Here is a 24,616-nt window from a genome sequence, read left to right as displayed (position 1 = left end):
TATATCGTAGGAAAGAAAAATCCCCGCTCAAATCGAGCGGGGATTTTTTATGTTTAGAGCGCCTTGGAGGTGGGCTCGGTGTATTCACTCAGGGTGAGCTGGGCAGTGGCTGGGAGGTTGCGACTGCTGTTGCCGATGAGGAAGGTGTACTGGCCTGCCTCGGTGAGCCATTGTGAGCCTGCCTCGTCGAACGAAGCCAGATCGCGCACGGGAATGGTCATGGTGAGTGTCTGGCTCTCGCCGGGCTGCAGCTCACGGGTCTTGGCAAAGGCCTTCAGCTCGTGGGACGGCTTTTCCAAGCGGGCCTGTGGGGCCTTGACATATACCTGAGCCACTTCCTTGCCAGCGCAAGAACCGGTATTCTTGACGGTGACCGTCACCTCTACTGCGGTCTTACCCTTTGCCTTCACCACAGGCTTCGAGAAACTGAAGGTGGTGTAGGAGAGACCGAAGCCGAAGGGATAGGCTACTTCTTTCTGATAGGTGTCGAAATAACGATAACCCACATAGATGCCCTCTTCGTGGTTGGTATAGGCATGTCCTGGGATTGGTTGCTTGTTGGCTGTCATATCCTTGAAGCTGTAGTAGTCGAGCTGACCAGGGAAGTTCTTCGTCGAGAGGTGGTCGGTGGCGGCGATGGGCCATGTCATGGTGAGCTTGCCAGAGGGGTTCACCTTGCCGGTGAGCAGGTCGGCAATCGAGTTGCCGCCCTCCATGCCTGGCTGCCAAGCGCAGAGAATGGCGTCGGGGTAGCTGCTCCAAGAGGCGGTCTCGATGACACTGCCTGAGTTGATAATCACGATGACGGGCTTGCCTGCAGCGTGGAAGGCGTTGCACACGTCGGTGATGAGGGCGCGCTCCTCGGCGATGAGGTTGAACTCGGTGTCGATGTCGCGATCGACACCTTCACCTGCCTGGCGACCGATGGTGATGATGGCTGCATCGGCAGTCTGCACCTCGTTGTTGATGGCGATGGGTGAGAGGCCGATCTCCGGATATTTCTGCTGACCGAAATACTCGCGCTGGTACCATTTGGCAGGATGACGCTCGGCCTGGAACTTGACCTTTGCGAACTCGATGTACTTGCGATAGATGTCGGTGAGAACGGGTGATGACTGGATGCCTGCGTTCTTCAGACCTTCAAGCATGTCAACTACATAAGGTGGATGTACACAGCCTGAGCCTGTGCCGCCAGAGAGGAAGTCGTAAGAGTTCTCGCCAAACAAGGCCACGGTCTTGATGGCACTGTCCTTCCAAGGCAGGGTGCCGTTGTTCTTCAGCAGTACGATGCCCTCGGCAGCCGTCTGACGGGTGATGGCGGCATGAGCTTTGAAGTCGGGGGCGTTGCTGGCTGGATACTTGTGGAAACTGGGCGTCTTGACGATGTACTCGAGCATGCGACGCACATTGCGGTCGACATCGGCGATGGCGAGGGTTCCGTTCTTCACACCAGCGATGATCTCTTCAACCTGAGCAGGCTGGCCCGGCTCCATGAGGTCGTTGCCTGCCTGTACCTCGCGGATGGTGGGCAGACCTTCGCGGATGCCAATCCAGTCGGTCATGACGATGCCCTTGAAGCCCCAGTCGTCGCGGAGGATCTTGGTGAGCAGGTCGTGGTTACCCATCGAGAACTCACCGTTCACCTTATTATATGATGCCATGATGGTCCAGGGGTTGCTCTCGCGGACTGCAATCTCGAAGCCGCGGAGATAGAGCTCACGGGCTGCACGCTGAGAGACGCGCTCGTCGACAGAGGTGCGGTCGGTCTCCTGTGAGTTCACAGCGAAGTGCTTGGCAGAGACGCCTGCACCCTGACTCTGTACGCCGTTGATATAAGCAGCGGCAATCTTACCGGTGAGCAGGGGGTCTTCTGAGTAGTACTCGAAGTTGCGACCGCAGAGGGGATTGCGATGGAGGTTCATGCCAGGACCCAGGATGACATCGCAGCGATATTCCTTGGTCTCATTGCCGATGGCCTCGCCCACACGTCCAACGAGTTCGGTGTTCCAGGTGGAAGCCAGACAGGAACCAATGGGGAATGCAGTGGCATAATAGGTCTTGTCGGTGCCCGGACGAGTGGGGTCGATACGCACACCTGCAGGGCCGTCGGTGAGTACTGTGGCTGGGATGCCAAGACGGGGAATGGCAGGGGAGGTGCCGGCAGCACCTGCCACGAGGTCGGCCTCGCCGCCTACAACGGCATTGGCGCCGAAGAAGTTGTTTGCACCGCCAACCAGAAGTTTGGCTTTCTCCTCAAGGGTCATGGCCTTAAGTACTTCGTCGATGTTTGTTGCCGAGAGTTGCGGCTGAGCATTTGTTGTCATAGCGAATGTGGTAGCTAGTAAACAAGATGTTAGTAATTTCTTCATTTTTTTATTGTTTAGTGTTTATAGTCGATAGTAAGGGGTTTAGGGGAAGGTGCGGAAAGAATAGCCCTGGTCTTTGAGCCATTGGAGACTCTCTGGGAGGGCTGTGCGGAGCTTGTCGATGGACTTGAGGGAGTCGTGGAAGGTGATGATGGAACCGTTGCGTGCGTATTTCTTGACATTGTTGACCACATCCTCGGCTGTCATCCATTTAGAGTAGTCGCGGGTGACAAGGTCCCACATCACGATTTTGTACTTACGACTGAGCCAGGCATATTGTGCCATACGCATCCAACCATGGGGCGGGCGCACGTAATGGCTGTGGATGTAGGCATTGGCCTTCTCGACATTATAGCTGTATTCCTTGATGGTGTGGCGTAGACCACCGATATGGTTGTGGGTGTGGTTACCCACCTGATGGCCCTCTGCCACGATGCGCTGATAGAGCTCCGGATACTTGCGCACATTGTCGCCCACCATGAAGAAGGTGGCCTTGGCATTGAACTGCTTCAGCGTTTCAAGGATAAACGGGGTGGCTTCTGGTATGGGGCCGTCGTCGAAGGTCAGGTACACTGACCTGTCGTGACGGTCCATCCTCCAGTAGGCCCTAGGGTAGAGCCAGCGGAGATAGGGTGCTGGTTGCTCAATAATCATTCTCCGTAGCTCCCTCCTTTGGATTCGTATATATGCATGAGGCTCTGGAGCTGTTGCTCAAGGCGCTCAGACTTCTTCTGATCTATCATGTCCTCGATGCTGAGTATCTGCTGCATGATATAGAGATGAACCATGCAGTCGTGCTGTGACATGCTGAAACGAGACTCGTCGAGCGAGCAGTAGAACTGCAGGTACTGTGCCGACTTCTTCCAGAGTTCGTCGATGAGCTGCTGGGCCTTCTTGGGCTGAGCCGTCAAGGCATAGGCACGAGCCAGGTCGAGTGAACCGCTCTGGAAGTCGTGCGGGATGTTATAGGATGGCAGAGCCTTCTCACACTTGTCGAGTACCTGCTTGGCCTTGTCGTTCTTACCCTCGTTGACGAGGTTCATGGCCAACAATGAGAGCAGGCGACGGTGGGTGTAGCACATACGGATCACCGTCTCGTCAAGATAGATGCCCTTGGTATCAACACCACCGAACTTGAACTTGTTCATCACGTTGTTGAACGTCTTCTCGGTATCGAAGTTCTTGGCACCTGGAGCGTTGGTGGTGAACGGCGTGATGCGATTGGCCAGACCCTCCTGCACGAAGTTGTCGCCCAGGTTCATGTAGTTCTCGGAACCCACGGTAAGGGCTACATAGACAGGACGTGTCCAGTTGGCATTGGCAAGAATCTCGAGCATCATGAGGTCGCCCTTGTAAAGGGCACTCTTACCCTTGAGCGAGATGACCATCTTGTCGGGGATGCTATCAGCTGCCATCATCATGCCACTCTTGCGGACAGCCTCTTTATCGATGGTCATATAAACGGTATCGGTGGGGATGACGTGGAAGTCCTTGACCTTAGAGCGTACCCAGTGGTTGAGGATGTTCTTCAGCTCGAAGGGCTCTTCGCCCAGCTGCTTCTTAGCCTCCTCAGGATTCTGACGATAGAGCTCGAGCACCTGTTCCTTAAGCGAGGGGTCGACCTGTACATACTCGTTGGTGCCGGCGCAATACTCCAGTCGGCTCCATGTGATGGGCAGTGAAGGTGAGTCGTAAGCCTGACGGCGCATCTGGTCGATATACCAGTCGGTCTGCAGGTAAGAGAGGTTGCAGACGCGGGCATCGGTACGCACGCCCTCGGTGTCTTGGTTGTACCAGAGGGGGAAGGTGTCATTGTCGCCATTGGTGAAGATGATAGGATTGCCCTCCTCCTGCAGAGTCATGAGGTAGTTCTGACCGAAGTCGCGACAAGTGTAGCGTCCAGAACGGTCGTGGTCGTCCCATGTCTGTGAGGCCATCTGGATGGGAACCAGCAGAGCAACGACAGCTACCACGGCTGCGATAATCATATTCTCCTTCTTCAGCTTGCGCTGGAGCCAGTCGATGATGGCTGCCACGCCCATGCCACACCAGATGGCGAAGGCATAGAACGAGCCTGCGTAAGCGTAGTCGCGCTCACGGGGTTGCATAGGTGTCTGGTTGAGGTAGATGACGATGGCCAGACCGGTCATGAAGAAGAGGAAGAACACCACCCAGAACTGGCGGATGCCCACGGGGTCGTCGATGATCTTCTCTGTGCCGTTGACCACGGTCTTACGCTTGCGGGTGTACCATGCCTGCCAGAAGAGACCGATGAGGCCCAAGATAAGTGGCATGCAGTAGAACACGTTGTGGCCCTTGTTCTCCTTCAGTTCGTCGGGCAACAGCTCCTGGTCGCCCAGGCGTGCGTTGTCGATGAAGGGGATACCTGTGATCCAGTTGCCGTGCTCGAGTTCACCATTACCTTGGATATCGTTCTGACGACCGGCGAAGTTCCACATGAAGTAACGCCAGTACATGAAGTTACACTGGTAAGACAGGAAGAAACGGATGTTCTCGAACTGTGAGGGGACCTTGACGGTCATGGGCTCGCCACAGCGGTCGTAGGGAACCTCGGTGCCGTCGACACCACCCATCCACGATTCGTAGGCTGCAGCATGACCTGCATCGTACATACGTGGGAAGAACATGTTCTGGGCATATACGTATTCGTCTTTAGTGCGAACTACGAAATAAGAGTCTTTCTCGTCGGCAGAAGCCTTCTCCTTGCGCTGGTAGACGGGCTTACCCTTCGACATGACGGGCTTGCAGTAGTTGCCATCCTGTTCGAGGGCTACCTGAGAGGTGTAAGCCTGACCATAGAACAGTGGGCGGTTGCCATACTGGTCACGTCCCAGATAGTCGCCGAGTGTGAAGATGTCCTCTGGAGAGTTCTGGTCCATCGGAGGGTTGGCAGAAGAACGGATGACAATCAGCGCGTAGCTGGAGTAGCCAATCATAAGCATGAGCATGCAGAGCAGGGTGGTGTTCTTCATGCGGGCTGTGATGAGTGCTTTCTTGTCCTTTGTATAACCCAATACGAACCAGAGGGCTGCCAGTACGATGATACCGATGATGAAGGCCGACCATCCCCAGCCGTAGAAAGGAATGCCAAGCATGCCCACTGAGAGCAGGAAGGCAATATTCTGTACCTTCTCGGAGTGACGCTGCGTCTGGGTCTCATAGACTGCCCAGATGACACAGCTCACCAGCAGGATGATATAGATGATCTCGCCCGTGTTGAACGGCATGCCGAGCGTGTTGACGAAGAATAGCTCGAACCAGCCGCCCACGGTGATGATGCCAGGAACGACGCCATAGAGCACGGCTGCCAGGATGACCAGCGAAGCCGCCAAGGCAATGAGCGAGCCCTTGAGATTGGCATCGGGATAGCGACGGTAGTAATATACCAGGCCGATGGCAGGTACACACAGCAGGTTGAGCAGGTGGACACCGATAGACAGACCTGTCATATACATGATCAGGATGAGCCAGCGGTCAGAATGAGGCTCGTCGGCATGGTCTTCCCATTTCAGGATGAGCCAGAACACCACAGCAGTAAAGGCCGAGGAGTAGGCATAGACCTCGCCCTCGACAGCCGAGAACCAGAAGGTATCGCTGAAAGTGTAGATCAATGCGCCCACCAAGCCAGAGCCCTCGATGGCTATGAGCTTAGAGAGCGAGAGGTCTTCCCAGCGGCTGATGAGCAGTCTGCGTACCAAGTGGGTGATGCTCCAGAAGAGGAATAGGATACACGTGGCAGAGAGCAGGGCGCTCATCGTGTTGACCATGCGGGCCACCTGAGTCGCATCGCTTGTGAACTGCGAGAACAGGTTGGCAGTAAGCATGAAGAACGGTGCCCCAGGGGGGTGACCTATTTCAAGTTTATAACCTGTCGTGATAAACTCCGGACAGTCCCAGAAGCTGGCTGTCGGCTCGATCGTGGAGCAATAGACAAAGGCGGCAATCAGAAAAGAAAGCCAACCGAGGGTATTGTCCACCAGTCTGAATTGTTTCATTGAAAATATGCTATTCTAACGTTAAAACTCAAATTATGACTGCAAAGATACTAAAAACTTTGTTTACATAAACAGCCCTGCGCCGTAAATTAAGATAATATAACGGAATAATTTGCCTATGGTGATGGCGATGAATGTGATGACGATGTTGGAGCGCATCAGTCCCAAGGCGATGGTGATGGCACTGCCGAGAACAGGCAGGAAGGCGAAAAAGCCCATCCAAGAGCCATGACCTGCCATAAAACGATGGGCTTTGTCGAGGCTTTCTTTCCTGACATGGAGGTACTTCTCAATCCATTCCATCCTGCCCATACGACCGATGCCGTAGTTGACCACAGAGCCCAGCACATTACCGATGGTGCCGTAGATCATGAGTTGCCAAGGGTCGAGGCCAGTGGCCATGAGCGCTATCATCACCGCCTCGCTGGAAAAAGGGAAGAAACTGCCAGCCAGAAAGGCTGCCAGCAGCATGCCCCAATAACCATACTGACTTAAAAGAGTGATGATGACATCCATAGGTTATAGCCTGTGAACAAAAGGGCCATGATGATGATGACGATGAACAGGATATTGGTGAGACGTGTGTGGGTGAGCGCAAAGAAATGGGCGACGATGGGGCTGACCACCAGAATCAGCACGCGGATTACCATGTCGTAGCACTGGGGCTGAACCACCACCAGCAATAAGGAATAAATGGCCACCATGATAAAACTGTAGTATATCTGGCGTACACGGATCTTATCCTTATAACTAGTGAGGATAAAGTGGATGGCACCGATGACAAAGAGCACTACAAGAAAGCCCAGAAATGTCAACTGGGACAAGTTGAGCATCGTGTAGTCGGGGCGCGACACGATATCGAACAGACTGCTCAGATGACTTGACAGCAGAGCCAGACTGTCTTCGCCCTGATAGACATAATAAGGCAGACAGAACCAATAGGGAGTGAGCAGGCCCAACAGGGAAGCAAAGAACGTGCGCCATGAGAGTGAGAAGATGAACCACGCCATCATAATCCAGAACGCAGGCAGGTAGTAAAGCACCTGACTCTGGATGATGCTTCCTATGCCCAGACAAAGGAATGTGTAGAATGTCCAGCCTACCGAGTCGCGGTCCTGATAGCTGTGCCAGAGCAGGTAAAGAGCCAAAGCTGCTCCCATCTGCATGAGTGCTCCTGAGCGCGAGGGAAAGAGAAAGACTGCCGCACAGGTGATTGCCAGATAGGCGCACGACACCAGTCGGCTGTAGATGCGGATGAGCAGGTTCTCATTGTTGAGTTGCATCATCATCCACGCCGACAGCACGAAACAGCCGAACTGGACCCACCACTGCTGGGACACCAGACCAGCGGTGAGCCAGATGAGTATGGCGTAGAAGGCCGTTACTGGCAATGCGTAACGGCTTTCTGCGATTCTGTTTTGTAAGCGTTTGATCATAGATCAGCGCCGATGTCGCGACGGAAATATTTATCGGTGAACTGAATCTTCTGAGCCTCCTCAAACGATTTCTGTAGTGCCTCGGCCTTATCCTTGCCGTAGGAAGAGACAGCGATGACGCGACCACCAGCCGTCACTACCTGACCGTCCTTCATGGCCGTGCCACTGTGGAAGACGATAGATCCCTCTACCTGGTCGATACCTGTGATGGGGTAACCCTTCTTGTACTCCTGGGGGTAACCGCCGCTCACCATCATGACGCACACGGCAGAACGGGAATCGAACTCGATGGCACGCTTGTCGAGGTCGCCGGCAGCTACACCCTCGAACAGATCGACGATGTCGCTCTTCAGACGGAGCATAACGCTCTCAGTCTCTGGGTCGCCCATACGACAGTTGTACTCGATGACGTATGGCTCAGCCTCTTTGCTTGGCGTATTGGTGCGGTTGATGAGGCCGAAGAAGATGAATCCCTTATAGTCGATGCCGTCAGCAGCCAGACCTTCTACTGTGGGACGGATGATGCGATCCTCCACCTTCTGCATCCACTCCTTGGTGGCGAAGGGCACAGGGGTAACGCTACCCATACCGCCAGTGTTCAGACCCGTATCGTGCTCGCCGATACGCTTGTAGTCCTTGGCCTCAGGCAGAATCTTATAGTTTTTGCCATCAGTGAGTACGAAGACAGAGCACTCGATACCACTCATGAACTCCTCGATGACCACACGGCTCGAGGCGTTGCCGAACATGCCGCCCAGCATCTCCTTGAGTTCTTTCTTGGCCTCGTCGAGGGTGGGGAGAATCAGAACGCCCTTACCTGCGCAGAGACCGTCGGCCTTGAGAACGTAGGGAGCTTCGAGGGTCTCAAGAAACTTTAGACCCTCCTCCAGATGTTCGCCGTCGAAGGTCTGATAGCGTGCTGTGGGGATGTTGTGGCGCTGCATGAAACTCTTGGCAAAGTCCTTGGAGCCTTCGAGTACGGCACCAGCCTTTGAAGGGCCGATGACGGGTACGTCCTTAGTACGCTCGTCGGCCTTCAGGTTGTCGTAGATGCCTTTCACCAGAGGGTCCTCAGGACCGACAACCACCATGTTAACGCCCTTGGCCACGATGAACTCCTTGATGGCCTCGAAGTCGTCGGCCTTCATGGCTACATTCTCACCGCAGTTGCCAGTGCCAGCGTTACCTGGGGCAATATAGAGTTTCTCACATTTCTCACTCTGAGCAATTTTCCAAGCTAGGGCGTGCTCACGTCCGCCACTTCCTAACAGTAGTATTTTCATATTTCTTATCCTTTTCTCTTTTTACTTTTTCACCTTTTTACCTTTTTACCTTTTTTACCTTTTTACCTTTCTACCTTTTTACCTTTTCACCTTTTTACCTTTAGGTAGTCTTCGAAGTACTGTGTGATGCGCTCATGCAGATGCACGCTGGCATGGCCGCGCATGTTGTGCTCCTCACCAGGGTAAGCGAAGAAGTCGGGCTGTGTGTCGGCCTTGATACAGGCATCGAGGAACGACAGGCAGTGCTGAGGTACCACGGTGTTGTCGTTGTAGCCGGTGATAATCTGCAGCTTGCCCTTCAGGTTCTTGGCTTTGGCAAGCAGAGAAGTCCTGGCATAGCCCTCAGGATTGTTCTCAGGGGTGCCCATATAGCGTTCGCCATACATCACCTCATACCATTTCCAGTCGATGACAGGGCCGCCAGCCACACCCACCTTGAACACATCGGGGTAGTTGGTCATCAGCGAGATGGTCATGAAACCGCCAAAGCTCCAGCCATGTACGCCCAGACGATCCATATCAACGTAAGGCAGGGTGCGCAGATAGTCGACACCCTTCATCTGGTCCTGCATCTCTATCTGTCCCAGCTGGTGGAAGGTGGCCTGCTCGAAGTCGCGTCCGCGATTCTCTGAACCGCGGTTGTCGAGGATGAACAGGATATAGCCTTTCTGAGCCATATATGTCTCCCACGAGCGACTCATCCAGTGCCATGAGGCATCGACGTTATGGGCGTGGGGACCACCATATACGTATACCACGGTGGGGTATTTCTTGCTGGCATCGAAGTCGGCTGGCTTCACCATGCGGAAATACAGGTCGGTCAGTCCGTCGGCAGCCTTGATGCTGCCATTCTCGAAGATGGGCTGCTGGTAGTTCTGCCAGGGGTCTTCGGCATTGAGCAACTCGTAACGCTTCCCATTGCTGGTGTTCACGATATCGATGATGCGAGGAATGTCGGGCGCAGAGAACTTCTCAACAGCCTGTTGGCCAGAGGCAGAGAGGCTGACGCTGCGAGTCACGCCGATGCCACGGTCGAGAAGGGTGCGCTTGCCCGTCTTCACGTTGACGGCATAGAGATTGCTCTGCAGGGGACTGAGCTCGTTGGAGCGAATGATGATGCTCTGGCTCTTGCGGTTGAAACCAACCACCTCCATTACCACCCAAGGGCCTTTGGTGAGCTGCTTGAGTTCCTTACCCTTCACGTCGAACAGATAGAGGTGGTTATAGCCGTCCTTCTCACTCTGTAGGATGAACTTCGTGTCATCCCAAGGCAGGAACTGGATGGGGTTCTGTGGTTCTACATATTTATCGGATGTCTCGCGATAGAGTTCTGCGATACGTTCACCAGTGATGGCGTTATAAGACACCAGACGACAGTCGTTCTGACCGCGATTCAGTTCAAGAATATAGACGGTCTTGCTGTCAGGGCTCCATGCGATGTTCGTGAAATAGCGGTCTGTGGGGTCGCCAGCCTGCAGGTAGACGGTCTGCTGCGACTGGAGGTCGTAGACGCCTACGGTGACCTTATGAGAGGTCATGCCGGCCATGGGATATTTGTCAGGCTCATGGGTAGCTTCGCGAGGGAAGATATCCACCTGCGGATAGTCGGTCACCATGCTCTGATCCATGCGATAGAAGGCCAGACGCATACCATCAGGACTCCAGAAAGTGCCCTTGTTGATGCCAAACTCATTGCGGTGGACAGACTGCCCGTAGACAATCTCGCGTGAGCCGTCGGTCGACAGCTGGTGTTTCTTGCCCTGTGCGTCGGCGATGAAGAGCTGATTGTTCTCGACATAGGCTGTGGCGCGCGATTGGGCGTTCCAGTCGTTTGCCTCCTGACCGGAGATGCTGTCCTGCCATACAATCTTCTTTGCCTCGAAGTCGACAAGGATGAAAGCCTTTCTGTTGCCTACTGCCACAATGGGCTGACTGGGGTAGGGGAAGGTGGCGTTCATCAGGTGGCGAACATATCTCACGCTGTCGCTCTCTGCCCATGTGTTGATGTCATCGAGGGTGAAGAGCAGGTGCTTCTCACCAGTCTTCGTGTCGATAAGGTAGCACTCCTCCACATCCGTCTGAACGAGTCTCTCGCCCCACCAGGTGAGGAACATGTCCCTGGGCTGCATACGGTAGTAGTTGTTGCCGCCGAAATTCAGGTCCTCAAGGGAGAAAAGTCTGTTTTGTGCGCTCATTGTCATAGAGGCTGCCAGGAGCAATGTCGTGGTCAGCAACTGCTTAATCCTCGTCATCGTTGAATCTCCTTTTCTTTCCGAAATCCTTGCCTTTGCTGAATGAGCGACCTTTGCCGCTGCGGTCGAAACGCTCATGGCCGCCCTTGTTCGCGCTGCTCTTGTAGCCGCCCTTGCGGTCTCTGCGCTCCTCACGGTCTTCACGGCCGTTGTCTCTGCGGCTTCTGCGCTCATTGCGCTTGTCTTTGTCGAGGTTGTGGCGGTGGAAGGTGAACGAGCGGATGTCGGCCTCTTCGTTCTCCTCCTGCTCCTCCAAACGTTTCTTGAACTCGCGCTCTTTCTTGAAGCGGTGCTTCTCGGCCATCTGGCGCTTCTCCTCCTCGGTCTTCACGATGCCGCCTTCAGAGCGGAAGTCCTTCAGTTTTCCATCGAACATCTGGTACTTGCGGAACTCGCACTCCAGACTGCCGTTATAGAGAGGAATCTTGATGCTGGGCTTCAGACCAATCTGGTCGAAACACTCCTCGCGATAGCTCAGCACCCAGGCGTCGTTGCCCTTGAACTGGTGCTTCAGTCGCTCGCCAATCATACGATAGGTACCCATGAGGTCAGGGGTAGAGATGCGCTCGCCATAAGGCGGATTGGTGATGATGATGCTCTTGTTCTCTGGCTGGGTGAACTCTTTGAAGTCGCGCTGCTCTATGCTGATGATGTCAGACAGGCCAGCAGCCTTCACATTCATGCGAGCTGTGTTTACAGCCTTCATGTCGATATCGTAGCCGTAAATCTTGTGATTGAACTCACGTTCCAAACTCTCGTCGTTATAGATGCTGTCGAAAAGGTCGGCGTCAAAGTCAGGCCACTTCTCGAAGGCAAACTCCTTGCGGAACAGACCAGGAGCCATGTTCTTGGCAATGAGGGCAGCCTCAATGAGCAGCGTACCGCTGCCGCACATGGGGTCGATGAAATCGGTGTCGCCCTGCCAGCCAGAGAGCAGGATCATACCTGCTGCCAGAACCTCGTTCAGAGGTGCCTCGACACTCTCCTGGCGATAGCCGCGGCGATGCAGCGACTCGCCGCTGGAGTCGAGACTCAGCGTACACTTGTCTTCTGCGATATGCATATTCAGACGGACGTCAGGGTTAGCCACAGAGATGTTGGGGCGCTTGCCTGTCTTCTCGCGGAACTGATCCACGATGGCGTCTTTCACCTTGTAGGACACGAACTTAGAGTGGCGGAACTCTTCAGAGAACACCACAGAGTCGACGGTGAAGGTCTTCTCCGTCCCTAAAAATTCTGTCCAATCTATCTTCTTGATTTCCTCATACACATCGTCAGCGCTCTTGGCTTTGAAATGCCGTATGGGTTTTAAAATTCTGATGGCAGTGTGCAACTGGAAATTTGCACGATACATCATTTCCTTATCACCTGTAAACGATACCATTCGTCTACCGATTTCCACATCGTTAGCCCCCAGTTGGGTCAGCTCCTTCGCCAGTACAGGTTCCAGTCCCATAAACGTTTTGGCGATTAATTCAAATTTTTGTTCCATGAATGTCATTCAATTACAGCCTGCAAAGTTAATGTAAAGTGAGCAAATATCACACATTTTTTCTGTTAATCTTACAAAAAAGATGACTTTTTACGAAAAAAACAGGCATTTTTGTTGGCAATTCAAATAAAATCCTTAATTTTGCCCACCGAATTCATGTTTGAAACCATTTAGAAACCATGCTTGGATTGCTACTTTTCTTCCAGATTAAAGATGCTTATCTTTATCCGTTGCTGTGGGGCATATTCATCTTGCTGCTGCTGGTAGCCGTGGCTGGTATCATTATACAATATCGCAATGGCATTAGGATACGTAAGGAAATCGACGATTTAACAAGGGTTCAGCAATATAATATTGAGTACGACCTGGTGCTGAAGGCCATGAAACTGTCGACGTGGCACGTTGATACCCGTACCCGCATCATCACCTATGATGCCGATTTCCGCGACGGCCCTACCTTCCCTTCAGGAACAGAGGCGCCAATCGACCTGCTGCAGGATGTGCTGATGCCTACCGATGCCTCGCGAGTGATGTCGGCATTGGAAGATCTGGCTGAGGGGCGTTCAATGTTCTTCAACCAACAGTATCAGGTAAAGGATAACCCGAATGCGAAATACCACTGGGCGCAGAGCTTCGCCACGGTGGCCGACCGCGATGCCGATGGCATACCGACGAAAATCGTGGGTGCCTCGATGCGCATCGACGACCAGAAGCAGATGGAGACAGCCCTGATCAATGCCCGTAACAGAGCAGAGGAGAGCGATCGCCTGAAGACCGCCTTCCTGGCTAACATGGGTCATGAGATACGTACGCCGCTGAATGCCATCGTTGGCTTTGCCGACCTGTTGCCTGTGGTGGATAACGAGGAAGACCGCAACCAGCTGATAGCAGAGATACAGATGAACAACCACAAGCTGTTGCAGATCATCGACGGTCTTGTGAGTATGTCAAAGGTAGAGGCCGAGGCTAAGAGTCTGGTCAAGGCTCAGACCGACATCGTGCCTGTGCTCACAGAAGTGGCAAGGAAGTGTGCCCAGCTGGTAGATGGCGTATCGGTGAAAGTGGTGACCCAGTATCCATACAACGAGTTGCTCATGAATACCGATGTCGACAAGCTGCGTGAGATGGTTGAGAACCTGATGGAGAATGCGGTGAAGTTTACTGAGAGCGGTACCATCACCTTGGGCTTCAGTCTGCCTCAGGGCGACCATGTCAAGATATGGGTGGAGGATACAGGTAAGGGTATCGCGCCAGAAGACCAGAAACGTATCTTCGACCGATTCGTCAAGGTCGACGACTACATCCCTGGCGCTGGTCTCGGACTGTCAGTAGCCAAGTCGCATGCAGAGAGTCTGGGCGGTAATATCGGCGTCGACTCGACCATCGATCATGGCTCTACTTTCTGGGTTGATCTGCCTTTGGTATAAATTTGATATAAAAATATTTGCTGACGATGAAACTTTTGCGGCTATCTTTGCGTCTAATAGGCAGAAGTTGAATAAAAAATACGAAAGCGTTATGAAGAAACATCATTTTCTGTTGGGCATCGCTATGGTGGGACTATCCGTCGCAATGTCGTCGTGTGTGAATTGTTATAGGAGTCTTTCCTTTAGCGAGAAGGATATGGTGACAGAGACGCGCCATCTGAAAGATTTCGAGCGTATCGAGGTCAATGGCTCGCCTACGGTCTATTATACTCAGGCCGACAGTTTCTCTGTAGTGGTGAAGGCGCCTGAGGATGTGATCGACGAGATCCTGACCGAAAAGGAAGGTAGTACCCTTATTGTGCGCAACCGTGGTAAAATGGGCATGGTGAACGTCAGTTTCAACGATGGTGCCGATATGTCGATATATGTCACATCACCCGACTTGACTAGCGTGCGCCTCAATGGCTCTGGCGACTTCGTCAGTCGCGAACTCATTGACACGGACAATATGGAGTTCGTGTTGCGTGGCTCTGGCGACATCGACGTGCAGGATGTGGTCTGCGACCGATGCCGTGTAGAGGTGGTAGGCTCAGGCGATCTGGATGTGAAAAACCTTGAGTCGCGCAACGTCTCAGTGACCCTCGTAGGCTCTGGCGACATCGACCTCAACCTGCATCGTGTGAATGATACCAACATCGGTTTACGTGGTTCAGGCGATATCAACGTGAACTTCAATAACGACTGTGGTTCAGTGGATTGCCAGCTCAACGGTTCAGGCGACATCAACCTCAGTGGCCGTGTCAGTCGCTTCCACATGGAAAAGCACGGTTCAGGCGATATAGATATAGACAATTTATCAATAGAAAAATAAATAAGATTTAAAAGTTTTCTGATTTTCGAGGGAAATACGTATCTTTGCCCCCAGTTTAGTGTACGTACAAGAGAATCAGAATGAAATATGCAATCATAGCCGCGGGCGAGGGCTCGCGACTGGCTCAGGAGGGAGTCCAGAATCCCAAACCTCTGGTAGAGGTATGTGGAGAACGGTTGATTGACCGTCTTATAAGAATCTTCATGGCTAATGGCGCCACAGAGATTGTGGTGATCTGTAATGAGCAGATGAAGATGGTGAGTGCCCATCTGGAGACAATACAGAAACGGGGCGACGTGCCCTTGAAGTTCATTGTCAAGTCTACGCCCAGCAGCATGCATAGCATGTGGGAGCTGAGCCGTTGGCTTGGCAATGAACCTTTTATACTCACCACTGTCGATACTATCTTCCGCGAAGAGGAGTTCTCAACCTATGTGGAGACCTTCCAGCACCAGCTGTTCTGCGACAAGATTGACGGTCTGATGGGTGTGACCGACTATATCGACGACGAGAAACCACTCTATGTGGCTACCGATGGAGAGCTGCGCATCACGGGTTTCCTCGACCAGTGTGACCAGCCCAAGTATATCAGTGGCGGCATCTATGGTCTGACGCCCCGTTCGCTCACTACACTGGCTCAGTGTATCGAGCGTGGCGAGAGCCGTATGCGTAATTTCCAGCGTGCGTTGGTGGCCGACGGACTGCGCCTGCAGGCATGGCCCTTCTCCAAGGTGCTCGACATCGACCATGCCAGTGATATCCAGAAAGCCGAAAGTTTCTTGAAGGGCGAAGATAGATGAAGAGGGTGCTGATGATACAGCGGGCAGAGGTCTTTTCGCCTAATTCTGTGGAGAAAGACCTGGCGATACTCGAGGCTGTGGCTCAGAGGCTGCGCAGTAAGGGCTGCGAAGTGAGCCTGGTGAGCGAGACGGCCCCCTTAGAGTCGGCTCCCAGTGCTGACGTCATCTTCACGATGGGTCGACTGCCTGAGACGCTGTCTTGGTTGAAGACGCTCGAGGGCGTACAGATAGTCAACCGTCCTGAGGGTATCGAGCATTGTGGCCGCTGTCAGCTCGAAGCTCTTATGGCGCGCATAGGCACCCCTATGCCCCCTAAGGAAGGAAGCGACGGCTATTGGCTGAAACGTGGCGACCAGGCTGCCCAGAGTCAGGGCGACGTGGTGTTCGCCCCCAACCGTGAGGCCTTGGAACAGGAGAAAGAGAAGATGCAGCAGCGTGGCATCAGTCAGTATGTGGTGAGTGCCCATGTGGTGGGCGACCTGGTGAAGTTCTATGGCGTTCAGAGCACAGGCTTCTTCCGCTATTATTACCCCACAGACGACGGTCAGTTCAAGTTTTCCGACGAGGCGCGCAATGGCGAGGCCCGTCACTACGCCTTCAGTGAGGCCAGGCTTCAGCAGTGCGTGGAGCAGTTGGCCGAGGCAGTTGGCATTAAGGTATATGGCGGCGACGCCATCGTGCGTGCCGACGGCTCGTGGTGCATCATCGACTTCAACGACTGGCCCAGTTTCTCGCGCTGTCGCGACGAGGCTGCCGACGCCATCGCAGATTTGATTTAGAAATTCGATTTTTTATAGATATATGGCAACATTTAAGGAATTATTGAGATTATCTTTTAAGTCAGAGGACACTGAGGAGTGGCTCGACGTCCACTTTACACGTCCCATAGGCTTGGCTTTCGCTTTGTTGTGGAATAAGTTTGACATCCACCCCAACGTCATCACCATCGTGTCCATTTTCCTGGGCCTGGGTGCAGGATGGATGTTCCATTATACCGATTTGTGGTCGAACGTCTGTGGCGTGCTGCTGCTCATGTTTGCCAACTTCTGCGACTCGACCGATGGTCAGATGGCGCGTCTCACAGGCAAGAAGACCCTCATCGGCCGAATGCTCGACGGCTTCTCAGGCGACGTGTGGTTCTTCGCCATCTACATAGGCATCGTGGCCCGTTTGTGGCATCAGCACATCCCCTTCACCAACATCGAGTGGGGCATCTGGGGCTTCGTGCTCTGTGCGCTGGCAGGCTTCGGCTTCCACTCCAAGCAGAGCTCACTGGCCGACTACTATCGCCAGATTCACCTCTTCTTCCTGTTGGGCAAGGAGGGTAGCGAACTCGACAACTACCGTCAGCAGCGCCAGATCTACGAGAATCTGCCTAAGGGCGAGGTGCTCTCGCGTCTGTTCTATTACAACTATGCCAACTACTGCAAGAGCCAGGAGCAGCGCACACCCCAGTTCCAGCAGTTCTTTGCCCGTTGGAAGAGCGACGCCGCCCTGCAGACCGAGGACGTGCGCCAGCAGTTGCTCGCAGGCAGTCGCCCCCTGATGAAGTACACCAACCTGCTCACGTTCAACTCGCGAGCCATCACCATCTACGTCACATGTCTGCTGGGCTGTCCGTGGGTCTATCCCCTCGTAGAGCTCACTGTGCTGCAGGCCATGTATGTGTATATGCATCGTAAGCACGAGAAACTTTGTGCTGCGCTAAATACAAAACAATATAAGGATAAAGCATGATAAAAGGATATATATTCGATTATGGCGGCACGCTCGACACGGGCGGACAGCACTGGGGCAAGGTCATCTGGCATGCCTACGAGCGCCAGCAGGTTCCCGTCGGCTGGGAGCTGTTTCGTGAGGCTTACATCCATGGTGAGCGCACGCTGGGCAAGAACCCCATCATACAGCCCGACTTCACCTTCCGCCAGACGCTCGAGAAGAAGGTCGAGCTGCAGATGGACTACCTGCGTCAGCACCATGCCAGGTTCGACGTGCAGAGCGCACTGCTCCATGTGGTCGACGACCTCTACGAGCAGACCTGTGCCGAGACGGCACGCAGCCGCGAGGTGTTGCTCCGTCTGAAAGAGCAGTACCCCTTGGTGCTGGTGAGCAACTTCTATGGCAACATCGCCACGGTGCTGCGAGAGTTCGGCCTTGAAGGCATCTTCGGCAAGATCATCGAGTCGGCCGTGGTAGGTGTTCGTAAGCCCGATCCACGCATCTTCATGCTGGGCGTCGAGGCCCTCCGCCTCCATCCAGACGAGGTGGTAGTGGTAGGCGACAGCATCGATAAGGACATCATCCCTGCCCGCGAGGCAGGCTGCCATACGGTATGGTTCAAGGGCGAGGGCTGGACCAGCGACCCCGTCGATGAATCAGTTCCAGAACAGATAATCACAAATTTAAAAGCGTTAATAAATGAGTAAAAAAGTATTCCTGTTACTACTCAGCCTTTTAACCTTTTTACCTATAACGACCTTTGCCCAGCACTTTGTGTCGGGCCAGATATTCGATGCCCAGACAGGCGAGCCTCTACCTTTTGCCAGTGCACAGTACAAGGGTCATGGCATCGGCGTGGCCAGCGATATCGAGGGCAATTTCTCCATCGCCCGTCATAACGGGTGGACGCTCACTTTCACGGCCGTGGGTTACGTGTCGCAGACGGTGGTAGTCAATGCCAACGTGAAGAGCATGTTCAAGGTCAGTCTGAAGCCCGACAATACCCTGCTGAAGGAAGTCACCATCAAGTCGAAGCGTGGGCGCTATAGCCGTAAGAACAACCCAGCCGTCGAGATGATGAAGAAGGTAGTGGCCGCCAAGAAGAGGACTGATCTCGACAACCGCGACTTCTACCAGTACAACAAGTATCAGAAGATTACCCTCGCGCTCAACGACTTCAGCCCGGAGATGCTCGACTCGCCCAAGTACAAGAAGAAGCAGTGGCTCATTGACCAGATAGAGCCCTGTCCCTATAACAACAAACTCATCCTGCCCATCAGTGTCGACGAGACCGTGTCACAGAAAGTCTACCGCAGGAAGCCACACGACGAGAAAGTCATCATTAAGGGCATGAACCAGACGGGCATCAACGACATCATCCAGACGGGCGATATCCTCAACACCGTCATCAAGGACGTGTTCACCGATGTTAACATCTACGATGACCAGATACGCATGCTGCAGTATCCTTTCACGTCGCCCATCGGCAAGGACGCCATTTCCTTCTACCGCTATTATATCCAGGATACCCTCATGGTGCAGGGCGACAAGTGTTTCCATCTTCATTTCCTGCCCAACAACCAGCAGGACTTCGGCTTCCGTGGCGACCTCTACATCCTGGCCGACTCGTCGTGGCAGGTGAAGCGCTGCGAGATGACCATCCCCAAGAAGAGCGACGTCAACTTCGTCGAGAACATGCAGGTGGTGCAGGAGTTCCGCCGGTTGCCCGATGGCGACTGGGTGCTGGCTGTCGACGACATGTTTACTGAGATTAAACTCGCCTCCTTCCTCCAGAAGCTGGCCGTCATCCGTAATACCCGTATCACCGACTATGCCTTCGACGAACTGCCGCGCCAGCTCTTCAAGGGCAAAAAGAAAGAGGTGAAGGATGTCAATGCCATGATGCGTGGCGACGACTTCTGGAACCAGTACCGTCAGGTAGAGCTCACCAGGAGCGAGAGCCAGATGGGCGACTTTATCTCCAACCTTGAGAACATCAAGGGCTTCAAGTACATTGTCTTCGGCGTCAAGGCCTTTGTCGAGAACTTCGTCGAGACAGGCACCAAGAAACATCCCTCGAAGGTCGACATCGGTCCTGTCAACACCATGATCACCAAGAACTTCATCGACGGCATCCGTACCCGTCTGTCAGCCCAGACCACGGCCAACCTCGACTCCAACCTCTTCTTCCGTGGCTACATCGCCCGCGGCTGGGACTCCAGGAAGAACTACTACAAGGGCGACGTCATCTGGTCGTTCAACAAGAAGGAGTATCTGCCTCGCGAGTTCCCTACGCGCACGCTCACCTTCTCGTCGAGCTACGACATTGAGTCGCCGTCCGATAAGTTCATGCGCACCGATAAGGATAATGTCTTCACCGCCTTTAAGTGGTCGAAGGTCGACAAGATGCAGTTCTACAACCGCCAGTCGCTCACCTTCGAACGCGAGGAAGACTGGGGCTTCCGTACCCGTCTCAGCGTGAAGGCCGAGGAGAACGAGGCTGCTGGCAATCTCTACTTTATCCCACTGAGCGAGAGTGCCAACCATAGCCTCTGGACCAACTGGAGCCATCCCGTGGCGCCTATGTTCCAGGGTAACACCTTCGTGACAGCCAACTATACCCCTGTGGCCTCCCGTAAGATCCGCACCACCGAGTTGCGTGCCGAGCTGCGTTTCGCCCCTGGTGAGACCTTCATCAACACCAAGCAGCGCCGACTGCCCATCAACCTCGACGCCCCAGTGTTCACCGTCAGCCACACCCTCGGCATCAAGGGCGTGCTGGGCGGCGACTACAGCTACAACTATACCGAGGCCTCTATCTACAAGCGCTTCTGGCTCAAGTCGTGGGGTAAGATGGACTGGCTCATCAAAGGCGGTATCGAGTGGGAGAAAGTGCCCTATCCGCTGCTCATCATGCCAGAGACCAACCTCTCCTACATCGTGCAGGACTATACCTTCGAGGCCATCAACAACATGGAGTTCCCCACCGACCGCTTCCTCTCAGCCCAGCTCAACTGGGACCTGAATGGTAAGATACTCAACCGCATCCCCCTCATCCGCAAGCTCAAGTGGCGTGAGTGGATAGGTTTCCGAGTGCTGTGGGGCGAGCTCAGCGACAAGAACAATCCCTTCCTCGCTCAGAACGCAGGCTCACCCCTGCTCATGTACTTCCCTGAAGGCTCCTACGTCATCGACCCCAAGCGTCCCTATATGGAGCTCTCGCTGGGTGTCCACAATATCTTCAAGCTCATCCACGTCGAGTATGTGCGCCGCCTCAACTACAACGAGTTGCCCACCGCCCACAAACACGGCGTCCGATTCATGGTCCGCATGACGTTCTAAGACAATAAAATATAAACTAAAATAAACGAATTATGAAAAAAAGTATTTTGACGATTGTACTGCTTTCGGTGACGGTGTCGCTGGTGGCAGCCTGTACGCAGAAACCAAAGGCCAATGAGGTGGCTACTACTGAGGTGGCTCAGGAGGAAATGACAACGGATGCAGACATGGCGCCAGACTTTGAGCTGCCCGATTTGCAGGGTAATGCACTGAAACTCTCGTCGCTGAGAGGTAAGTATGTGGTGCTCGACTTCTGGGGCTCGTGGTGTATCTGGTGTATCCGCGGCATTCCCAATATGAAGACGGCGTATGCTAAGCACAAGGATAAGCTGGAGATTCTGGGCGTGGACTGCCGAGACAGTGAGGAGAAGTGGAAGGCTGCCGTTGAGGAGCACGAACTGCCCTGGCTGCAGGTGCGTTGCAGCGACGAACAGCTGCCTAAATTGGGAGAGATGTATGGTATCGAGGGCTTCCCCACGAAGGTGATTATATCGCCAGAGGGTAAGCTGGTGAAGACGATTGTAGGAGAGGATCCTGAGTTCTACACCTTCCTCGATGAACTGCTGAAATAACAAAAAAGAATCCCTCGCTGATGAAGCGGGGGATCTTTTTTATCAGTAGGCGTGGTCGTCGCCTTGGAGCTCGTCTTTGGTGAGTTTCTTCTTGTCGATGGCGTGCCAGGCATGGACGATGTAGGCCAGCACGAAGGGCACGAGCAGCGAGACGTAGAACATGGTGGTGAGCGTGAACTCGCTGGAGCAGGAGTTCTCAAGGGTGAGCGACGACTGGAGGTCGGCCGTTGAGGGGTAGTATGCCGTGTGGTTCCACGCACTGCAGAGCAGCAGGGCAAGAACGGTGAGCACGGTGCCGATGCCTGCAGGCCAGATGCCACCGAAATAGCTCTTGGAGGAGATGGTTCTGAGAATGCCGTAGAGCACTAGGACGATACCTGTCAGCAGCACGACGAGCAGATACCACATCTCAAGCAGGTTGGTAAGATATTTGTTGGGCTCCATGTAGATGATGCCTTCGTCGTTGTAGGCAAAGCCGTCTTTGAGCAGCAGGTGGACCAGATAGGCCACGAAAAGCACCAGGAAGGGCACGGCAGCGCCGATGAGGCGCATGCTGCCACGCGAGCGGATGTCTTCGTCGTCGACGTTGTTCATGACGTAGAGAATGCCCAGCACACGGGCGAGGAACACCACGGCGAAGCCGAAGACAAGAACCCAGGGATTGAGCAGGGCGTCGAGGCCATGGGAGGCGTTGGCCCATCGCGAGATGATGGGGGTGATGGCGCCAGCGTCGATGAGGTTGTTCTTCTCTACGATGAAGTTGCTGCCCTCGAAGAAGGTGGCCACGGCGCCACCTAAGAGCAGTGGGCCGAGAATGCCGTTGAGGGTGAGGAAGAACTGGAACGTGCGAGGGCCGAGGATGTTACCCAACTTGTTCTGGAACTCGTAGCTCACGGCCTGAAGCACAAAGGTGAAGAGGATGAGCATCCAGAGCCAGTAGGCACCTCCGAACGAGGTGGAGTAGAACAGGGGGAAGGAGGCGAAGAAGGCTCCTCCGAAGGTGACGAGCGTGGTGAAGGTAAACTCCCACTTACGGCCTGTGGAGTTGTAGACCAGTCGGCGACCCTCTTCTGTATAGCCGAGACTACGGGCTACGGAGTTGGCGCCCTGGACGAACAACAGGAATACCAGTATGGCACCTAGCAGGGAGACGACGAAACACCAATAATGCTGTAAGAATGTGTATGTCATAGCTGAGGTCCTTTTTTGATTTGATGAAGCATGATGTTGATCTCGACGGCAAGCATCGTGGTGAAGAGAATGAGGAAGAGGAAGAAGGTGATGATGACGCTCGACGACTGGATGTCGGAGACGGATGCCCATGTGGGCAGCATGTCCTGAATGGTCCAGGGCTGGCGTCCGAACTCGGCTACGAGCCATCCGCTCTCTGAGGCGATATAGGCCAGCGGGATGAGGGCGATGGCCACCCAGTAGTGCCAGGCTGGCAGGGCGGTGATGTCGCGCTTCTTCCACAGGGCCTTAGGGAACTGGTAGGCGCCTGCCAGCACTACGGCGAAGAAGAGGATGAACAGGCACCCCATGCCCACCATGACGCGGAACGCCCAGAAGTTGATGGCAACAGGGGGCACCACGGCGTTCTTGTCTTTGATATAGCCATAGCCGAAATAGGGCATGTTCTCTTTCAGCACCTTGAGCTGGGCGGCGGCAATGGAGCCGTCGTCGCTCGAGGCGAACTTGGCGGCACGGTAGGCTGACAGGGCGGCGATGGCTTTCTTGCCTCGATCTATCTTCTCGTCGACAGAGAGCTCTGTCTTGCCGTTGGCCGTGGTGTAGCCGTTGAGAATGTCGTTGATGCCTGGCACGAAGCCATGGGGATCGTTGGTGGCCATGATTGACAGACCATAGGGAATCTCGATGCCCTCGACAATCTTCAGACCTTGTTCTGTGCCTCCGTCGTAGAGGGCCTCCATGGCCGCGAGCTTCATGGGCTGTACCTCGGCCACGTCCATGCCAGACTTATGACCTGTGACACCTGTCAGCAGTGCGGCTGCCAGACCCACGGCGGCGCCTATCTTCATGCTCTCGAGGGCCATCTTGGTCTCGCGCTTCTTAAGGAGATACCAGCAGCAGACACCCACACAGAACACGGCGCCGATAATCCAGGCTGAGGTGACGGTGTGGCAGAACTTGCTTACTGCGAAGGGCGAGAGCGCTACCTCGGCAAAACTGACCATCTCGTTGCGCATGGTGTCTGGGTTGAACTCGCAGCCCACGGGATACTGCATCCAGGCGTTGGCAACGAGTATCCACCAGGCTGAGATGGTGGCGCCCAAGCCTGTAAGCCAGGTGGAGGCGAGGTGGAAGCCTGGCGATACTTTCTTCCAGCCGAAGTACATGACAGCTACGAAGGTCGACTCCATGAAGAAGGCCACGATGCCCTCGACTGCCAAAGGAGCGCCGAAGATGTCGCCCACGAACCAGGAGTAGTTGCTCCAGTTGGTGCCGAACTCGAACTCGAGGATGATGCCTGTGGCCACACCCATGGCAAAGTTGATGCCGAACAGCTTCTGCCAGAACTTGGCTGTCTGTTTCCAGAATTCGTCTTTTGTGCGATAGTAACAGGTTTCCATGATGCCCATGATGACCGCCAGACCCAGCGTGAGGGGCACGAAGAGCCAGTGGTAGATGGCTGTGAGGGCGAACTGTGCTCTCGACCAGTCGATGGTACTGGCATCAATGTCTAAAAGTAGATGATTGAACATAAATATTGTATTGTTTAATTGATTATTGTGCTCTGTCGATGAGTTCTGTGGCCACATAGCCTGCTTCATTGTCGGGAGCTTTCTGTTTTAGGAAATCAGAAAAAAAGAACACTTTCAGTATAGCGAAGATTATGAACAATTTGATAAGGATGACAGCCCAGAGGGTTCGTCCGAGACTCATATGGCGAAATCCGTCATAATAAAGGTCGAACGCGCGATAGAGGAATCCTTTCTTGTTCATAGGGTGTGGTAATATTGTCGTTGCAAATATACGTTATTTATTCTTAACTTCCAAACTTTTTCTTTTGTTTTTTCAC

19 protein-coding genes are annotated in these 24,616 nt (G+C 53.9%); 8 read left to right on the top strand and 11 right to left on the bottom strand.

What is annotated here, in order from left to right:
• Positions 1–53: 53 nt before the first annotated feature.
• The 8 genes from BMX82_RS10595 to BMX82_RS10560 all read right to left on the bottom strand — a co-directional run bounded on the left by BMX82_RS10595 (position 54) and on the right by BMX82_RS10560 (position 12,845).
• A complete protein-coding gene (locus BMX82_RS10595; RefSeq protein WP_255396599.1) occupies positions 54–2,369 on the bottom strand; it encodes a glycoside hydrolase family 3 C-terminal domain-containing protein in 2,316 nt (771 codons plus the stop codon).
• A 39-nt stretch (positions 2,370–2,408) separates the two neighbouring features.
• Positions 2,409–3,020, bottom strand: coding sequence for a polysaccharide deacetylase family protein (locus BMX82_RS10590; RefSeq protein ID WP_036909522.1), 612 nt, complete (start codon positions 3,018–3,020; stop codon positions 2,409–2,411).
• The gene (locus tag BMX82_RS10585) at positions 3,017–6,382 is read right to left on the bottom strand and encodes a protein O-mannosyl-transferase family (protein ID WP_091768719.1); all 3,366 of its coding nucleotides are present in this window, start codon (positions 6,380–6,382) and stop codon (positions 3,017–3,019) included. The genes BMX82_RS10590 and BMX82_RS10585 overlap by 4 nt, the downstream gene beginning before the upstream one ends.
• 63 nt (positions 6,383–6,445) lie before the next feature.
• A complete protein-coding gene (locus tag BMX82_RS10580) occupies positions 6,446–6,898 on the bottom strand; it encodes a YqaA family protein (RefSeq protein WP_091768716.1) in 453 nt (150 codons plus the stop codon).
• Positions 6,874–7,818: a hypothetical protein gene (locus BMX82_RS10575; protein WP_091768713.1), complete on the bottom strand. Its 945-nt coding sequence runs from the start codon at positions 7,816–7,818 to the stop codon at positions 6,874–6,876. The genes BMX82_RS10580 and BMX82_RS10575 overlap by 25 nt, the downstream gene beginning before the upstream one ends.
• On the bottom strand, positions 7,815–9,101 hold the full coding sequence (purD, locus tag BMX82_RS10570; protein WP_091768710.1) for a phosphoribosylamine--glycine ligase: 1,287 nt from the start codon (positions 9,099–9,101) through the stop codon (positions 7,815–7,817). The genes BMX82_RS10575 and purD overlap by 4 nt, the downstream gene beginning before the upstream one ends.
• Positions 9,102–9,187: 86 nt before the next feature.
• Positions 9,188–11,353: a S9 family peptidase gene (locus BMX82_RS10565; protein WP_091768707.1), complete on the bottom strand. Its 2,166-nt coding sequence runs from the start codon at positions 11,351–11,353 to the stop codon at positions 9,188–9,190.
• Positions 11,340–12,845, bottom strand: coding sequence for a THUMP domain-containing class I SAM-dependent RNA methyltransferase (locus tag BMX82_RS10560; protein WP_091769491.1), 1,506 nt, complete (start codon positions 12,843–12,845; stop codon positions 11,340–11,342). Before BMX82_RS10560 ends, BMX82_RS10565 begins: the two co-directional genes overlap by 14 nt.
• Before the next feature lie 179 nt (positions 12,846–13,024).
• On the opposite strand from BMX82_RS10560, the gene BMX82_RS10555 reads away from it, so the two are divergent.
• From BMX82_RS10555 to BMX82_RS10520, 8 genes are all read left to right on the top strand, one after another.
• Positions 13,025–14,272 (top strand): sensor histidine kinase, encoded by a 1,248-nt coding sequence (locus BMX82_RS10555; RefSeq protein ID WP_091768703.1) that lies wholly within the window; start codon positions 13,025–13,027, stop codon positions 14,270–14,272.
• A gap of 91 nt (positions 14,273–14,363) precedes the next feature.
• Positions 14,364–15,143 carry a head GIN domain-containing protein gene (locus BMX82_RS10550; protein ID WP_177172083.1) on the top strand — a complete coding sequence of 260 codons (780 nt, stop codon included), beginning with the start codon at positions 14,364–14,366 and terminating at the stop codon, positions 15,141–15,143.
• Positions 15,144–15,223: 80 nt separating this feature from the next.
• Positions 15,224–15,943 carry a nucleotidyltransferase family protein gene (locus BMX82_RS10545; RefSeq protein ID WP_091768698.1) on the top strand — a complete coding sequence of 240 codons (720 nt, stop codon included), beginning with the start codon at positions 15,224–15,226 and terminating at the stop codon, positions 15,941–15,943.
• Complete coding sequence (locus BMX82_RS10540) at positions 15,940–16,722, top strand: hypothetical protein (RefSeq protein WP_091768695.1); 783 nt, start codon at positions 15,940–15,942, stop codon at positions 16,720–16,722. Before BMX82_RS10545 ends, BMX82_RS10540 begins: the two co-directional genes overlap by 4 nt.
• Positions 16,723–16,744: 22 nt before the next feature.
• A complete protein-coding gene (locus BMX82_RS10535) occupies positions 16,745–17,680 on the top strand; it encodes a CDP-alcohol phosphatidyltransferase family protein (protein ID WP_091768692.1) in 936 nt (311 codons plus the stop codon).
• Complete coding sequence (locus tag BMX82_RS10530; RefSeq protein ID WP_091768690.1) at positions 17,677–18,369, top strand: HAD family hydrolase; 693 nt, start codon at positions 17,677–17,679, stop codon at positions 18,367–18,369. The genes BMX82_RS10535 and BMX82_RS10530 overlap by 4 nt, the downstream gene beginning before the upstream one ends.
• Positions 18,362–21,004, top strand: a complete 2,643-nt coding sequence (locus tag BMX82_RS10525) for a DUF5686 and carboxypeptidase-like regulatory domain-containing protein (RefSeq protein WP_091768689.1) — start codon at positions 18,362–18,364, stop codon at positions 21,002–21,004. Before BMX82_RS10530 ends, BMX82_RS10525 begins: the two co-directional genes overlap by 8 nt.
• A gap of 32 nt (positions 21,005–21,036) precedes the next feature.
• Positions 21,037–21,576 (top strand): peroxiredoxin family protein, encoded by a 540-nt coding sequence (locus BMX82_RS10520; protein ID WP_081910984.1) that lies wholly within the window; start codon positions 21,037–21,039, stop codon positions 21,574–21,576.
• Between the two features lie 42 nt (positions 21,577–21,618).
• Here the strand turns inward: BMX82_RS10520 and BMX82_RS10515 are convergent, their stop codons facing one another.
• From BMX82_RS10515 to BMX82_RS10505, 3 genes are read right to left on the bottom strand one after another with little or no spacing between them, the layout of a single operon-like run.
• Complete coding sequence (locus BMX82_RS10515; protein ID WP_036909505.1) at positions 21,619–22,767, bottom strand: cytochrome d ubiquinol oxidase subunit II; 1,149 nt, start codon at positions 22,765–22,767, stop codon at positions 21,619–21,621.
• A complete protein-coding gene (locus tag BMX82_RS10510) occupies positions 22,764–24,299 on the bottom strand; it encodes a cytochrome ubiquinol oxidase subunit I (protein WP_091768686.1) in 1,536 nt (511 codons plus the stop codon). The genes BMX82_RS10515 and BMX82_RS10510 overlap by 4 nt, the downstream gene beginning before the upstream one ends.
• Before the next feature lie 22 nt (positions 24,300–24,321).
• Entirely contained in the window at positions 24,322–24,540 is a 219-nt protein-coding gene (locus BMX82_RS10505; RefSeq protein ID WP_091768683.1) for a DUF4492 domain-containing protein, read from the bottom strand.
• Between the last annotated feature and the right edge of the window lie 76 nt (positions 24,541–24,616).

The organism is Prevotella sp. khp7 (genome assembly GCF_900109055.1).
GTDB lineage: Bacteria > Bacteroidota > Bacteroidia > Bacteroidales > Bacteroidaceae > Prevotella.
This window is presented reverse-complemented; position numbering and strand designations above follow the sequence as displayed.

Coding starts and splice junctions, on each gene's coding strand:
- BMX82_RS10550 (WP_177172083.1), top strand. CDS start 14,364: ATGAAGAAACATCATTTTCTGTTGGGCATCGCTATGGTGGGACTATCC.
- BMX82_RS10560 (WP_091769491.1), bottom strand. CDS start 12,845: ATGGAACAAAAATTTGAATTAATCGCCAAAACGTTTATGGGACTGGAA.
- BMX82_RS10515 (WP_036909505.1), bottom strand. CDS start 22,767: ATGACATACACATTCTTACAGCATTATTGGTGTTTCGTCGTCTCCCTG.
- BMX82_RS10595 (WP_255396599.1), bottom strand. CDS start 2,369: ATGAAGAAATTACTAACATCTTGTTTACTAGCTACCACATTCGCTATG.
- BMX82_RS10520 (WP_081910984.1), top strand. CDS start 21,037: ATGAAAAAAAGTATTTTGACGATTGTACTGCTTTCGGTGACGGTGTCG.
- BMX82_RS10580 (WP_091768716.1), bottom strand. CDS start 6,898: ATGGATGTCATCATCACTCTTTTAAGTCAGTATGGTTATTGGGGCATG.
- BMX82_RS10545 (WP_091768698.1), top strand. CDS start 15,224: ATGAAATATGCAATCATAGCCGCGGGCGAGGGCTCGCGACTGGCTCAG.
- purD (WP_091768710.1), bottom strand. CDS start 9,101: ATGAAAATACTACTGTTAGGAAGTGGCGGACGTGAGCACGCCCTAGCT.
- BMX82_RS10585 (WP_091768719.1), bottom strand. CDS start 6,382: ATGAAACAATTCAGACTGGTGGACAATACCCTCGGTTGGCTTTCTTTT.
- BMX82_RS10540 (WP_091768695.1), top strand. CDS start 15,940: ATGAAGAGGGTGCTGATGATACAGCGGGCAGAGGTCTTTTCGCCTAAT.
- BMX82_RS10535 (WP_091768692.1), top strand. CDS start 16,745: ATGGCAACATTTAAGGAATTATTGAGATTATCTTTTAAGTCAGAGGAC.
- BMX82_RS10525 (WP_091768689.1), top strand. CDS start 18,362: ATGAGTAAAAAAGTATTCCTGTTACTACTCAGCCTTTTAACCTTTTTA.
- BMX82_RS10555 (WP_091768703.1), top strand. CDS start 13,025: ATGCTTGGATTGCTACTTTTCTTCCAGATTAAAGATGCTTATCTTTAT.
- BMX82_RS10510 (WP_091768686.1), bottom strand. CDS start 24,299: ATGTTCAATCATCTACTTTTAGACATTGATGCCAGTACCATCGACTGG.
- BMX82_RS10575 (WP_091768713.1), bottom strand. CDS start 7,818: ATGATCAAACGCTTACAAAACAGAATCGCAGAAAGCCGTTACGCATTG.
- BMX82_RS10530 (WP_091768690.1), top strand. CDS start 17,677: ATGATAAAAGGATATATATTCGATTATGGCGGCACGCTCGACACGGGC.
- BMX82_RS10505 (WP_091768683.1), bottom strand. CDS start 24,540: ATGAACAAGAAAGGATTCCTCTATCGCGCGTTCGACCTTTATTATGAC.
- BMX82_RS10590 (WP_036909522.1), bottom strand. CDS start 3,020: ATGATTATTGAGCAACCAGCACCCTATCTCCGCTGGCTCTACCCTAGG.
- BMX82_RS10565 (WP_091768707.1), bottom strand. CDS start 11,353: ATGACGAGGATTAAGCAGTTGCTGACCACGACATTGCTCCTGGCAGCC.